This window comes from Acinetobacter sp. neg1 (assembly GCF_000788125.1).
GTDB lineage: Bacteria > Pseudomonadota > Gammaproteobacteria > Pseudomonadales > Moraxellaceae > Acinetobacter > Acinetobacter vivianii.
In genome coordinates this window covers 109,746-122,836 of sequence record NZ_JSZD01000012.1, presented here as the reverse complement: position 1 = coordinate 122,836, position 13,091 = coordinate 109,746, and the positions used below count along the sequence as shown (strand labels likewise).

Below are 13,091 nucleotides of genomic sequence, written 5' to 3'. Positions count from 1 at the left end.
AATGTATGATATAGCAGAAAATCGGTCATTTCTAGCAGAAATCCCAGGACTGATTAAACTAATTAGGCCAAAACAGTGGCTCAAAAATACCTTTGTTTTTGCACCTTTAATCTTTGCAGGTGAATTCCTAAACTTAGGATCTATTTATTCTGTATTATTTGCCGCTTTTTTATTTTGTCTGGCTGCTTCCGCAGTCTATATCGTGAATGATTTAAAGGACATAGAAAAAGATCGAGCACATCCTGAAAAGTCTCTAAAACGCCCCTTAGCTTCAGGTCAAGTGAGTCCTCAGAGTGCAATTATACTATTAACTCTGATTTATATCGCTTTAGGATTTTCCTGGTTAATCGCACCTAAAGTCATCTACGTGATCGCAGTATATTTACTGCTGAACTGGGCCTATACCTTTAAACTGAAACATGAGCCTGTGATTGAAATTTTCATCGTGGCCTTTGGTTTTGTGTTACGTGTATATGCAGGTGCTGTAGCTCTTGCAGTGCCAGTCTCTCACTGGATGTTTATTACAACATTAAGTATTTCACTTTATCTCGCGTCAATTAAACGTCGTCAGGAACTGATACAAAGTGGCTCTCAAGGACGTGGGGTACTTGAGCACTATTCAGTTAGTCTGATTGACCGTTTTGCAGGTATGTCTGCCGTTACAGCAATTATTTTTTATAGCCTGTATACGATGGAAGTGCAGCCACAGCTCATTATCACCATCCCATTTGTAATGTTTGGATTGTTCCGTTACTGGTTTATTGTTGAAACACTAAAAGGTGGAGAATCTCCAACCGATGTGATCGCTCAAGACTGGCAAATATTATTAACCGTTGTCTTATGGGTCGCATGTTGTATCTGGACATTATTGCCAGCTTAGTTTTATTTTGGATTATTACGTGAAGTCTTATATTTACCTTATTACCCCATTTCTAGCTTGGCTAGTTGCGGGCTGTCTAAAGTTTCTTATTAATTCAATTAAAGCCAGGAAACTGGCTTTTGGCTTAATTGGCTATGGTGGATTACCAAGTAATCACAGTGCCATTGTAAGTAGTATGACCGCGCTTATCGCTATAAAAGAAGGTATTGATACCCCTGCTTTTGGTGTTGCACTTACCCTATCATTTATTGTGTTATTAGATGCAAATAGTTTAAGACAAGCTATTGGTAAACATGCGGTAGTGATTAACCATCTGGCTAAAGATACACCTGAATACAAACAGCTAAGAGAACGTATGGGACACACAAAGATTGAGATCTTAGCTGGTGTACTGGTAGGTTGTCTGGTTGCTTATTTAGCGAGTACGTTATAAATAAAATATTAATTCGTGACTACATAACTCTAAATGTTAATTTAGTCACCAATTTATTTTTTTGTTTTATTAACCTAATGTCGGTTAATTAATAGTTATTTCAAAATTAATTTCTAGTAGTATATCTATGAACATGTTCATTAAAGGTAATGAGGGATATATTAAGTTTATTTTATATTCCCTATTCACTCTCATTATAATCTTATTTATCCATAGCAATATCTATTCTTTTGATTTCACAATAAGACTACATGACTATTTATACTCCCAGTGGGTATTTAGCTATGACTATGGTTTTGTAAGAAGAGCTTTACCCGGTGAATTACTAAGTATTTTAGGAGTAGATCCAACTTATAAACATATTCGTATAGCATCAATTCTCTTACTATTGGTCTTATTCTATCTTTTCACCCGAATTACATATAGTTTTTTCAAGAAATTAGATTTTAAAAATGAATATATTATAATTTTTTCATTATGTGTTTTTAGTTTATCCTTCTTAACCTCCCAATGGGTAAGAGAACTATCTCGCTTTGATCACATTGGTCAAATTATTTTATTGATTTCAGTTCTACTTATATTAAAAAATGTAAGAAAATCTATTGTCCTAACATTTATATTATTAACACTCCCAATAATGGCATTGACACATGAAGCGATGCTAATATTTTTCGTTCCAACTTTGGCATTTATATACTATCAAAAATATAGAAAAATAAGCCACATTTTACTGATTGGTGTAGAGTCTTTTATACTATTGGTTGCTGTAGTTATTTTTGGGAAAATGTCTACTTTCCAGGTTAACTCAATTATTGAAAGTTTCATGTATTATGACCACTTTCAACCTTATGCGGTAAGTACATCGCTACTGACATTAAAAGAAAATTTTGTAACAAACTATCAGACTTTCTTTGAAACTAAAGCATATTTAAAAATATTTTTTACATTTCTATTTTGCTCTCCTATTCTTTTATTTATTAAAAAAAGCACAAACAAAACAACTTTCCTTTTAATGTTGTTCTTTTCAGCATCTCCCTTAGCTCTAACTTTAATAGCATTTGATTATATTAGATGGATTGCATTATTCTTCTTCAACCTTTCCGTAATATTTATGTCATTAGCAATAATGAATAATATTGACAGGAATTTAATTGCATCAAATTTTATAAATTTCAAAAAACTTATATATTCCTATTCTTTAGTTTCATTATTATTAGGACCTCTAGGAATAGGAAGTACTTTTACAAATTTTTACGAAATAAACCATCCTTGGGAAAAAAGAGAGAAATGGGATCAGGACTTACTTATTAAGTTAAATGATCCGTTACCTTTATCCAATATTAGATTAAGTATTGGAGATGTCAATTCAATCACACAACTTTTCTTTTTAAGTCAAGAAGAAATCAAACAAGATAAACTCAACATATTGGTTATTAATTACTATATCGAAGCTTCAAAAAAAGGAAGTACAGAAGCGCAAAATACTCTTGGCTATTTCTATTTTCATGGAATACATACATCTAGAAACTATTGTTCTGCATTAAAGATGTTTGAGATGTCTGCCCAAAATCAAAATAAGCATGCATTGTATAACTTATCTATCATGTATAGAAACGGGATGTGTATCGAGAAAAATATTAAGAAGGCAAATAATTTATTAATACAAGCTTCTAACCATGGAAATGATTTAGCCAAATTCATGTTGGCTATCAATTATTTGCATGGAAACAATGGCTTTATTAGAAATAAAAAAATCGCTTTAAGAATATTAACCGAACTAAAAGATAAAGGAAATTTACCAGCAGAAATTTCATTGGAAGCACTTAAGCTGAAATAACATTAAGCCCTTAAACCTAATAGTAAGCCGTTCCCAAGCCCAGTGTACAGGAACGGCTTTTTTATAATTTCCCATATATCATATTAATTTTAAAAAATTATTTCCAAACGAGAATAAGCAGCAAGTTATACCCAGACAACAATTGGACAGCAAAAAAATAATTTTTCATCATTAAAGTGTAGATTAATATTTAGTATTTAATGCAAGAAATTTTCAATTACGCAAGGGAATAAAGATATGCAGAAAAAAAATGTTGGCATTATATTTGGAGGAAAATCTACCGAGCATGAAGTGTCTCTTCAATCCGCAAAAAATATTGTTGATGCGATAGATAAAGATAAATTTAACGTGACATTGATCGGTATTGATAAAAATGGAATATGGCATCTCAATGAAAGTACACATTTTTTACTAAATTCAGATAATCCATCTCTGATTTCCCTTCATCAATCAGGAAGAAATATCGCATTTATTCCTGGTAAAAATGAGGAACAAATTATTGAGTTTCAAGACAAAACGCTATCACAATTAGATGTGATTTTTCCTATTGTTCATGGAACACTTGGAGAAGATGGCTCATTGCAAGGATTGTTAAAAATGGTGAACCTTCCATTTGTTGGTTCTCAAGTCTTAAGTTCAGCTATGTGTATGGATAAAGATATAACGAAAAGATTATTAAGAGATGCAGGTTTAAATATCACACCTTTCATAAAATTAGCTAAAAAGAATAGAAAGAATATAAGCTTTGAAATCGCAAGCTCTCAGCTTGGCTGCCCATTATTTGTAAAGCCCGCTAATCAAGGATCTTCAGTGGGGGTCAATAAAGTCACTTCTCCAGAAGAATTTGAAGCAGCCTTAGAAATGGCATTCACTTATGATAATAAGGTATTGATTGAGCAAGGGATTGATGGCAGAGAAATAGAATGTGCCGTTATCGGTAACGATGAGCCTTCAGCAAGTGTTTGTGGAGAAATTGAACTTGAAGATAGCTTCTATTCCTATGACACAAAATATATTAATGACAAAGGGGCAACAGTGACTATCCCCGCAAACATACCAGATCAAATTAGCGAAAAAATTAGAGAGATATCAATTAAAGCTTATGAAGTTTTAGAGTGTACAGGGCTTGCAAGAGTTGATGTTTTTTTAACAAAAAATGGAGAGATATTTATCAATGAAATAAATACTTTACCTGGTTTTACCAATATAAGTATGTTTCCAAAGCTATGGGAAGTAAGCGGGTTAAATTACTCTGATCTCATTACCCGCTTAATAGAACTCGCAATTGAACATCATGAGAATGATGCTCAACTAAAAAATACAGTTTCTTTAGATAAAAGAGTGTAAATGTTTTAAAAATTATCTCATCAGTCTTAATCACTTTTTATAAGCTGTAGCAGTCACTCTACTTCTGCAACGGCTTTTTTATTTCACTCTCAATCTTTTCATCTTAAAACAAAAAACCTTTCACATATTTGAAGCTTGACCTCAAGCCAACTTGAGCTTTTATAGTGATTTTTTAATCAAAAAAATACGGATAGATTGATGAGTCATTCAAAGAAAACATTCCTCATATATGGTGTCAGTAAAGGCCTAGGCAAGGCCATTGTTCAAGCTGTACCAAAGCCAACAGATACCATCTATGGCGTATCTCGCAGCCAACCAAAAGAAATTCCAAATTTAAGCTGGATTTGTACTGACCTATCCAATCCTGAACAAGCGGTAAGCGATATCAAAATAGCAATTGGACAACAAAAAATTATGTGCTGATTTACAATGTCGGGATCTGGGAACAACATGCTTTTAGCGAAGACTATAACTTTGAAGATGTTTCTGCTACTGAAATCAACCAAATCATTAACACCAATATCACCACCTGTATCTTGTCGATTCAATCTCTCATTGAAAATCTAAAACTCTCCGATAATGCCAAAATCATTCTGATTGGTTCCACTTGGGGCGTTGATAATCATAATGGTAAAGAACTTGTTTTCTCCGCTACCAAATTTGTCCTAAGAGGCATTGCACAATCCCTTCGAGAAATCTTACGTGAACACTTGATTGGCGTCAGTGTACTAAACTTAGGCTACCTTGCCAGTGAATACGAGATCGACAAATCGACTCAAGCCATTTTAGAAGAAACTAAATATTCTCTGATTCCATTATCAGATGTGATTCAGGCGATTCATTTTATTATTTCAACCAGCAAAGCAGCTTGCATCAAAGAAATACTCATGCCTGCCATGCTGGATAAAAATATCTAAATTCTTAGAACAATTTGGGCCTCAGAATAGAAACTATAACTATTTCATCAAGGCGAATAAACGCGCCATATCGTATTTCCGACATCATCCGCAATCAACAGAGCACCAGTTTTATCTTCTGTGAGGCCGACTGGTGCACCGTATAAAGATTTTTCATCTTTGGAATAGAAACCATTGACTACAGTGACAGGCATGCCATTTGGTTTTCCATCTTTAAATGGAATAAAGATGACGTTATAGCCATTGAGAGGGTCTCTATTCCAACTGCCATGATTACTCACAAATGCGCCATTTTTAAACCGCTCAGATAGCTGAGTGGTATTTGAAGCAAACCATAAGCCTAAAGGTGCAACATGAGAGCTTAATGCATAATCAGGTTTAATCGCTTTGGCAACCAGATCTGGTCGTTGAGGCTGAACACGCTCATCGACATGCTGACCGAAATAGCTATACGGCCAGCCATAAAACCCTTTTTCCTGCACCGAGGTTAAATAATCAGGCACCAAGCTAGCGCCAATTTCATCACGCTCATTGACAATGGTCCATAACTTTCCAGTTTCTGGTTCCCATTGCAATCCGGTTGGATTTCGAATCCCGCTGGCAAAAATACGACTCGCCCCGGTGGCAACATCAACCTCTAAAACAGTTGCACGGCGATATTCGATCGCCAATCCATTTTCGGTAATATTACTGTTTGAGCCCACACCCACATATAATTTTTGCCCATCTTGACTCGCCAATAAAGCTTTCGTCCAATGATGATTCACCGTATCTGGCAAATCAGACAATTCAACACCTTGGTCGGTAATCTTGGTCGCATTCTCCTCGTAGTTGTATTTCATAATATTATTGGTATTTGCCACATATAGATGATTACCAATTAATTGCACACCAAAAGGAGAATGTAAGTTTTCCAAGAATTTATATTTCTTCCAATGACCATCTGCTTCTAGTCTAAGTAAAGTGATACGATTTCCCCCTTTACCGCCTTTTCCTGATGATTTTTTAACAATACCAGCAATCGCCTGTTTCGGTGAGGTCAGTGGCGCCTCTCCAGGACTATTAGATTCCACAACAAGAATATCCCCATTTGGCAAGGTATATAGTTGACGCGGGTGCTCGAGCTGATCTGCAATCTTTTCAATTTTTAAACCCGCAGCAACCGTAGGTGTTTGTTGAGCTTTCCAACCTACTCCATTCGGCACTTTCATCGGGGGAACAAGGAAATTCTGGGCTTCAGGTAATTGTGGGTCTGGGCCATATTGTGTTTGAGGATCAAGTGGTTGCCCACCAGAACAGCCGAATAATCCAACGCTAACCAAAGCTGAAAAGAAAAATGTATTTGATATTTTCATATTTATTCTCCAATCAGCTTATTTTGTATATGAGTGGATTGATATAGATAATGCAGAGCAATAAGAAGGACCGTCAGCGTTGATAGAATAATATTTGCTGGAACGATGGCAAAAGCATCACGGCTATGTATAAAGGCATTAAATGTCGCTGCAATGATGGCAAAACCATAGAGCCAGAACCCCACAACATCTGGCCTCCTTTGCTCTATAACTGGCCGAAACCACACATAAAATAGATTGATAAAACGTGGAATAATACAAAATAGTAATCCAAACGTAATACACCATGCGGCTGCCTTTGCCCATAAGACCTCAGCAGTTTTATTATAAAAAATATCAAAAATCCAACCTGCAACGAAGAAACCGAAAGGCAATGGATTCAATAACATATAAATGTAATATAGAACACCAGATCTTGGATTGTTTTTTTTCATTCAAACTTCTTCCTTTTAGATTATTTATAGGTGTTCAATAATGATTTAAGTGAAATGCGCTTATAATTTACTGAAACACCAGTCTGTATAATTTTTATCCACTATAAGTATTCTATGAAATAGCTGTCAAAATTCATCAAATACTGATTCTCAAAAAACTTTTGGTAAATAAATAAAACTGCTTCCATCGCTATGGCGAAAACAGACATTTTTGAGTTTTTTACTTAACAATAGGTTTCAAAATAAAAATAAATTCTGAGTTTTTTATGCTTTCGTAATTTTGTTTTTATTTAGCGTTACAGCTGAAGGTGATTTGTTCTTATACGATTACCGAGTAATAAATTGTAAACTCTCTCATTATGTTAAATAAAAGAGACTATTTTGTAAGATTAAATAGTCGCCTTCCGTCAAAACTTTCATTTTTTCTGATTGACCACACATATGTGAAATATTTCATAATAAAAAAGGAAGCCTCAGCTTCCTTTTTTACATCTAAAACTTAGATGCCATATTTTTCGCGATAAGCCTGCATATTGGCTAAAGCTTCTTTCTCGCCTTTGGCATCCAGATAATCCATCAAATCTTTCATGGTAATTAAGGCATGCACTGGGATTTCTAATTCTTTTTGCACTTCCTGAATCGCAGAAAGTTCACCTTGACCACGTTCTTGGCGATCTAGAGCTACCAAAACGCCTGCAATTTCAGCACCTGCATTTTTCAAGATGGTTACCACTTCACGAATCGCAGTTCCTGCTGTGATTACATCATCAATGATCCAGACTTTCTGACCTGCAACTGATGCACCAACCAACACACCGCCTTCACCATGATCTTTGGCTTCTTTACGGTTAAAGCCCCACGGTACACTTTTGCCATGCACTTGAGACAAAGCCACTGCTGTAGCAGCCACAAAAGGAATTCCTTTGTATGCTGGACCAAAAATCACACCAACATTGTCACACTGTACCAGTTTATCGGCATAGCCTTGTGCCAGTAAAGACAGCGCTTCACCATCGTTGAGTAAACCCGCGTTAAAGAAATAAGGACTGACACGGCCTGATTTTAAGGTAAACTCACCAAATTTAAGCACACCACGTGATAATGCGAGTTCGATAAAAGCTTGCGGATGAAATGACACAGGCGTTGTCATATAAGGTGCTCCAAATTCTTTAATTGAGGTTAAACAGACGTATGATACCAAAGGATAGCTATCCAAGTGATGTAAAAATTCTTCGAGTCGTTTCAATTAACGTAAATGGCCTGCGTGCTTCTGTCACCAAAGGCCTACTCGAATGGTTAGAACAGTCAGGTGCAGATGTGGTGTGTATGCAGGAAAGTCGCATTACGCATGAGCAATGGACGGATAAATTTAAGCCTGAAGGATGGTATACCCACTTATTCCCAGCTGAGCGTGCAGGTTATGCTGGCACAGCAATTTATAGTCGCCTTCCTTTCGTCTCCGTCACCAACGGCTTAGGCTTTGAACTGGCAGATACTCAAGGCCGTTTTATTTCGGCTGAATTTGATTTAGGCCTGTCACAAACCGTTCATATTGCCTCGTTATACTTGCCATCAGGATCAAGCGGTGATGAAGCACAAGCACGCAAAGATGTGTTCTTACAAGAGTACGCCCAAATACTAAAACAATGGCGTGACGAGAATAAATCAATCATCGTGTGTGGGGATTATAATATCGTGCACAAACGCATTGATATTAAAAACTGGTCAGGTAACCAGAAGTCATCTGGCGTATTGCCACATGAACGTGCTTGGCTCGATCATATGTATGATGAGTTGGGCTATGTAGACACCTTCCGTGAGGTGCGACCAGAAGCAGAGTTGTACTCATGGTGGTCAAATCGTGGTCAGGCGCGTGCGAAAAATGTCGGGTGGCGTATCGACTATCATTCATGCTCTCCAGACTGGAAAGCACGTACTGCGAATGCATGGGTCTATAAAGAACAATGGTTTAGCGACCATGCGCCCGTGATTATCGACTACAAAATACACGAATAAGTGAACACTTGTTCACTTAACCCGCTTCTTTAGCTTACAGAACTTGTCGCTTTTGTGTATTTTTATTTACCAGCTAGAACGGCATTATAGCTTCACGGCACAGGGAAGCGGTCAGGATGACCAAAAAGGGATAGGACGCCGTAGGAAGATAAAATAAACTTGATTCAAGTTTATTTGCATGGATGAGACATTGGACGTTGAAATGAGACCCGCATAATCAGGAAGATTAAATGCGGGTTTTCTCTTTTCTAGATATTAGATATTTTCTCTTCACCTTGTCGTTAGCACTTTTGCTCAAAAAGTATGATCGTTTTGATCATTTCATTACATCTTGCCCCCCTACCGATTAACTTAATAAAAAATTTCAACTGGCACATCACCTGCTTTTTACGTTAGGCTTTGATCCATATTTTTCATTCTTTCTATGGTTTTTTCACATGTTTAAAATTTATGGTATTAAAAATTGTAATTCGATGAAAAAAGCCTTTGATGCATTACAGGCAAAAGGAATTGATTACGAGTTCCATGATTACAAGAAACAAGGTATTGATGCTGCAACGCTAACAATCTGGCTAAAAGAGATTGGTGCAGATAAAGTCTTGAATAAAAAAGGCACAACATGGCGTAAATTGACTGCTGATGAGCAAGCGCATGCAACTAGCAATGAGCAAAACCTGATTGAAACACTGATTGCTCAACCAAGTCTGATTAAACGTCCTGTATTGCAAACGCCAAAAGGATTTGTCATAGGCTTTGATGAAGCAACTTATCAAGATCTATCTGCTTAAATCTAAATAAATGGCAGATATAAAAAAACCGAGTCATCAGGCTCGGTTTTTTTATGTTTATCTTGTGCTTAGTTGGTACGAATCCAGGTCTGGTTACGACCTAAAGCTGCAACGCCAATATAACCACGTAATTTCAGCTTTTTACCACCTTCGATAATTTCAGCTTTTAATTTGTAGGTTTTACCGTTCTTAGGATCAATAATTGAACCGCCATCGTAATTCACACCACCTACATTTTTAAGGCCATGTACAATGGTCACGCCTTTAAGTGGTTTGTTGTGATAAGTCCCTTCACATTTAGAGCACGCATTTTCCTGACCTGCTACTAAATATTTTTGAATAGACGCGGTGAGGGTTCCATCCTTTTGCTCAGTAAACTTCACAATCGCCTTCGGCTGTTTTGTTTCATCATCAATGGTTTGCCAAACACTGCCATTCAGCGCATCCGCTGCATTGGCAAAAGTTGTTAAACCGAGCAATCCAAATGCTAGAGCAATTTTCTTCATTTTTGTAATATCCTTAAGGGGTCTTTCAAACTGAAAGTATTGAGAAGTTCAATCAATATTGCAATTCTTGATTATGACTATTTGGTATAACCTGCGTAAGAGTGACATAGCGCACAATTTTTCAGTTTTTATCATGATGTCTAGGCGCTACTTATATTCAAGAATTTTCTTATCGGTATACCCATCTAACAATATGGAAAAATTATGAAATTTGCTACTGTTTGGAAATATTATTTTACTGAATCTTTACTTAAAGCGACGATTCGGACACCGAGCCAATTTAATTTGGCACCCAATGCTTTACGGCCGTTACTGGATCAACTCTGTCGCATATTTCCACAAAATCCAACAGTACAAATTCGACCATTACGCTTAGCGGGTGTCCGTGGTGAGGAAATTAAAGCTCAAGCTTCGGCAACACAATTAATTTTACATATTCACGGCGGTGCTTTTTTCTTGGGTAGTCTCAATACCCATCGTGCATTGATGACCGATATTGCGGCACGTACGCAAATGCAGGTGATTCATGTTGATTACCCACTCGCACCCGAACATCCTTTTCCTGAAGCCATTGATGCGATTTTTGATGTCTATCAAGCATTGCTGGTTCAAGGTATTAAACCCAAAGATATCATTATCTCAGGTGACTCTTGTGGCGCGAACCTTGCCTTGGCATTGTGCTTACGCCTGAAACAACAACCTGAACTAATGCCAAGCGGCCTGATTTTGATGTCTCCTTATCTGGATTTAACCTTAACCAGTGAATCGTTACGCTTCAACCAAAAACATGATGCATTACTGTCCATTGAAGCGTTGCAGGCTGGTATCAACCATTATTTAACAGATGGTATTCAGACAGATGATCCCCGTGTTTCACCGCTATTTGATGATCTGACAGGCTTACCACCGACTTTGGTACAAGTCGGTTCTAAAGAGATTTTGCTGGATGATTCAAAGCGCTTTAGAGAAAAAGCTGAAAAGGCCGATGTAGAGGTGAACTTTAAACTTTATACAGGCATGTGGCATAACTTCCAGATGTTTAATGCCTGGTTCCCTGAGGCTAAACAAGCCTTGGCAGATATTGCTGAATTCGCACATGCCTTAGATCGCGACTAAGCATCATCAAAATGTGTGTAAAAAATGGTCAGCTTAGGCTGGCCATTGTCACTCTTCATTCAGTTTGGTCATCATCAAATAAAAATCATTGAATATTCTGATAACAGCTTATTTTTCAAAATATTTTTCCCGTCCTGATTTGCACTAAATCCTCCAGATGCAGACTTTTTTCTCATTCTAAAGATGCTATTGTTATTTGAATAATCGTTCCTCCGTATTTTGATGACGGATATACAGTTCCTAGGAATCTCATTGCATAAAAGGATGCATGCCAATGGTGAAGATTCATTTTAATAGGTCAACTGACGCAAAAAGATGGGGCTTTAGGCTTTCTTGGGAACATCATATTGTCGTCAATTGGACCATGCTTAAAAAAAGCATTTTATTACTGATACTTGCTGCATTAATGAACCTGTTCTGGATCAGTTGGGACATTTTCGTACTCATGAATCCTGTTTATTCAGAATGGGTACATCTCAAGCTGGTCCGTTCACAATTATGGACTAGCCTGATTATGCTGGTGGTTTTGATCCTGTTGATTATTCCCTGCCATCTGTTCAGGGAACAACACTGGGCACAGGAAGTCCTCCCGATCCTCAGTGTGCAGGTCTTTACCGCGATGCTGTGCCATAACAGCTATCTGGTCGGCAGCTTTAGTCCCGCCACCATGGTGGGCTATGTCAGTGTCGTGGGTGTCGGTCTGGTGCTTTTTGACCGCCGTATGGTGTATTGCGCTCTCATTCCTGCCACGCTGGCCTTGTTCTTTTGTAATTACCTGAGCATGGTCGGGATACTCACCTACGCGCCATTATTTAACATGCAACATCTGAATCAGGTCGCCATGCATCCATTTTGGGTGGGCAGCATGATGTTTTTCCTAGTGCCCATCTTGCTGGCCTGTTTATTTCTATTTGAAATTTTACTGACCCAATGGCGTACTCGTGAAATGACCATTCAGATTTTAAGTCGTCTTGATCCCCTGACCAATGTCCTGAACCGGCGCAGTATCGGGAGTTACTTAGAAAGATTACATCAGCAGCCTGATCAGCAGTATTCAATTGTGCTGCTCGACTTAGATCATTTTAAAAATATTAATGATCACTTCGGACATAGCATGGGAGATCAGGTCCTGATTCAAGTCGCCCAATGTCTGGCTACCCATCTCAGAGAGCAGGATATTATTGGGCGCTTTGGTGGGGAGGAGTTTATTTTATTGCTGCCCAATACCAATACAGCTCAAGCACAAAAGGTTGCCGAGCGCTGCCGGCAAGCCGTATCACAATTGCGTTTTATCACCGAGCATAAGCAAGAATTCAGTATTAGTGCCAGCTTCGGAATTAGCAGCTCACTCAGTGCCGATGAGCCACATCTGATTATCAGTCAGGCAGATCAGGCCCTGTATGCTGTAAAAGCAGCGGGACGCAATCAGGTCAAAATCTTTACCGATCTGATCACACACTAG

The 13,091-nt window shown here is 37.6% G+C and carries 12 protein-coding genes and 1 pseudogene; 9 read left to right on the top strand and 4 right to left on the bottom strand.

All coding sequences use genetic code 11. The features are described 5' to 3' along the window. The first annotated feature begins 1 nt into the window (after position 1). The 5 genes and pseudogenes from PJ15_RS09030 (at position 2) to PJ15_RS09010 (ending at position 5,414) form a co-directional block, all read left to right on the top strand. Positions 2 to 880 carry a decaprenyl-phosphate phosphoribosyltransferase gene (locus PJ15_RS09030; protein ID WP_005260181.1) on the top strand — a complete coding sequence of 293 codons (879 nt, stop codon included), beginning with the start codon at positions 2 to 4 and terminating at the stop codon, positions 878 to 880. Between the two features lie 19 nt (positions 881 to 899). Continuing rightward, positions 900 to 1,313 (top strand): divergent PAP2 family protein, encoded by a 414-nt coding sequence (locus tag PJ15_RS09025; RefSeq protein WP_005260183.1) that lies wholly within the window; start codon positions 900 to 902, stop codon positions 1,311 to 1,313. Positions 1,314 to 1,440: 127 nt separating this feature from the next. After that, a complete protein-coding gene (locus PJ15_RS09020; RefSeq protein WP_047430011.1) occupies positions 1,441 to 3,150 on the top strand; it encodes a tetratricopeptide repeat protein in 1,710 nt (569 codons plus the stop codon). A 237-nt stretch (positions 3,151 to 3,387) separates the two neighbouring features. Next, entirely contained in the window at positions 3,388 to 4,497 is a 1,110-nt protein-coding gene (gene ddlA, locus PJ15_RS09015) for a D-alanine--D-alanine ligase (RefSeq protein ID WP_047430009.1), read from the top strand. 198 nt (positions 4,498 to 4,695) lie between these two features. After that, a pseudogene (locus PJ15_RS09010) lies at positions 4,696 to 5,414 on the top strand (SDR family oxidoreductase). 47 nt (positions 5,415 to 5,461) lie between these two features. Here PJ15_RS09010 and PJ15_RS09005 read toward each other — a convergent pair. The 3 genes from PJ15_RS09005 to pyrE all read right to left on the bottom strand — a co-directional run bounded on the left by PJ15_RS09005 (position 5,462) and on the right by pyrE (position 8,353). After that, on the bottom strand, positions 5,462 to 6,769 hold the full coding sequence (locus PJ15_RS09005) for a PQQ-dependent sugar dehydrogenase (RefSeq protein WP_047430007.1): 1,308 nt from the start codon (positions 6,767 to 6,769) through the stop codon (positions 5,462 to 5,464). A 2-nt stretch (positions 6,770 to 6,771) separates the two neighbouring features. Continuing rightward, positions 6,772 to 7,203 (bottom strand): hypothetical protein, encoded by a 432-nt coding sequence (locus PJ15_RS09000; protein WP_047430005.1) that lies wholly within the window; start codon positions 7,201 to 7,203, stop codon positions 6,772 to 6,774. 499 nt (positions 7,204 to 7,702) lie between these two features. Continuing rightward, positions 7,703 to 8,353 carry an orotate phosphoribosyltransferase gene (gene pyrE / locus PJ15_RS08995; protein ID WP_004776276.1) on the bottom strand — a complete coding sequence of 217 codons (651 nt, stop codon included), beginning with the start codon at positions 8,351 to 8,353 and terminating at the stop codon, positions 7,703 to 7,705. A gap of 41 nt (positions 8,354 to 8,394) precedes the next feature. Between pyrE and PJ15_RS08990 the strand changes: the two genes are divergently transcribed. Both PJ15_RS08990 and PJ15_RS08985 read left to right on the top strand, forming a co-directional pair. Beyond that, entirely contained in the window at positions 8,395 to 9,219 is an 825-nt protein-coding gene (locus PJ15_RS08990; protein WP_004776279.1) for an exodeoxyribonuclease III, read from the top strand. A gap of 437 nt (positions 9,220 to 9,656) precedes the next feature. Further along, positions 9,657 to 10,007 carry an arsenate reductase gene (locus tag PJ15_RS08985; protein WP_047430001.1) on the top strand — a complete coding sequence of 117 codons (351 nt, stop codon included), beginning with the start codon at positions 9,657 to 9,659 and terminating at the stop codon, positions 10,005 to 10,007. Between the two features lie 68 nt (positions 10,008 to 10,075). Here the strand turns inward: PJ15_RS08985 and PJ15_RS08980 are convergent, their stop codons facing one another. Beyond that, entirely contained in the window at positions 10,076 to 10,513 is a 438-nt protein-coding gene (locus PJ15_RS08980) for a DUF2147 domain-containing protein (protein WP_004657126.1), read from the bottom strand. Positions 10,514 to 10,717: 204 nt separating this feature from the next. Here PJ15_RS08980 and PJ15_RS08975 point away from each other — a divergent pair, with 204 nt between their 5' ends. Together PJ15_RS08975 and PJ15_RS08970 are read left to right on the top strand one after the other, a co-directional pair. Then, positions 10,718 to 11,629 (top strand): alpha/beta hydrolase, encoded by a 912-nt coding sequence (locus PJ15_RS08975; protein WP_047429999.1) that lies wholly within the window; start codon positions 10,718 to 10,720, stop codon positions 11,627 to 11,629. Between the two features lie 274 nt (positions 11,630 to 11,903). Beyond that, entirely contained in the window at positions 11,904 to 13,091 is a 1,188-nt protein-coding gene (locus PJ15_RS08970; protein WP_005260194.1) for a GGDEF domain-containing protein, read from the top strand.

Excerpts from the sequence above, each read along its gene's own strand:
- PJ15_RS09030 (WP_005260181.1), top strand. The coding sequence starts at position 2 with ATGTATGATATAGCAGAAAATCGGTCATTTCTAGCAGAAATCCCAGGA.
- PJ15_RS09020 (WP_047430011.1), top strand. The coding sequence starts at position 1,441 with ATGAACATGTTCATTAAAGGTAATGAGGGATATATTAAGTTTATTTTA.
- ddlA (WP_047430009.1), top strand. The coding sequence starts at position 3,388 with ATGCAGAAAAAAAATGTTGGCATTATATTTGGAGGAAAATCTACCGAG.
- PJ15_RS09005 (WP_047430007.1), bottom strand. The coding sequence starts at position 6,769 with ATGAAAATATCAAATACATTTTTCTTTTCAGCTTTGGTTAGCGTTGGA.
- PJ15_RS09000 (WP_047430005.1), bottom strand. The coding sequence starts at position 7,203 with ATGAAAAAAAACAATCCAAGATCTGGTGTTCTATATTACATTTATATG.
- pyrE (WP_004776276.1), bottom strand. The coding sequence starts at position 8,353 with ATGACAACGCCTGTGTCATTTCATCCGCAAGCTTTTATCGAACTCGCA.
- PJ15_RS08990 (WP_004776279.1), top strand. The coding sequence starts at position 8,395 with ATGATACCAAAGGATAGCTATCCAAGTGATGTAAAAATTCTTCGAGTC.
- PJ15_RS08985 (WP_047430001.1), top strand. The coding sequence starts at position 9,657 with ATGTTTAAAATTTATGGTATTAAAAATTGTAATTCGATGAAAAAAGCC.
- PJ15_RS08980 (WP_004657126.1), bottom strand. The coding sequence starts at position 10,513 with ATGAAGAAAATTGCTCTAGCATTTGGATTGCTCGGTTTAACAACTTTT.
- PJ15_RS08975 (WP_047429999.1), top strand. The coding sequence starts at position 10,718 with ATGAAATTTGCTACTGTTTGGAAATATTATTTTACTGAATCTTTACTT.
- PJ15_RS08970 (WP_005260194.1), top strand. The coding sequence starts at position 11,904 with ATGGTGAAGATTCATTTTAATAGGTCAACTGACGCAAAAAGATGGGGC.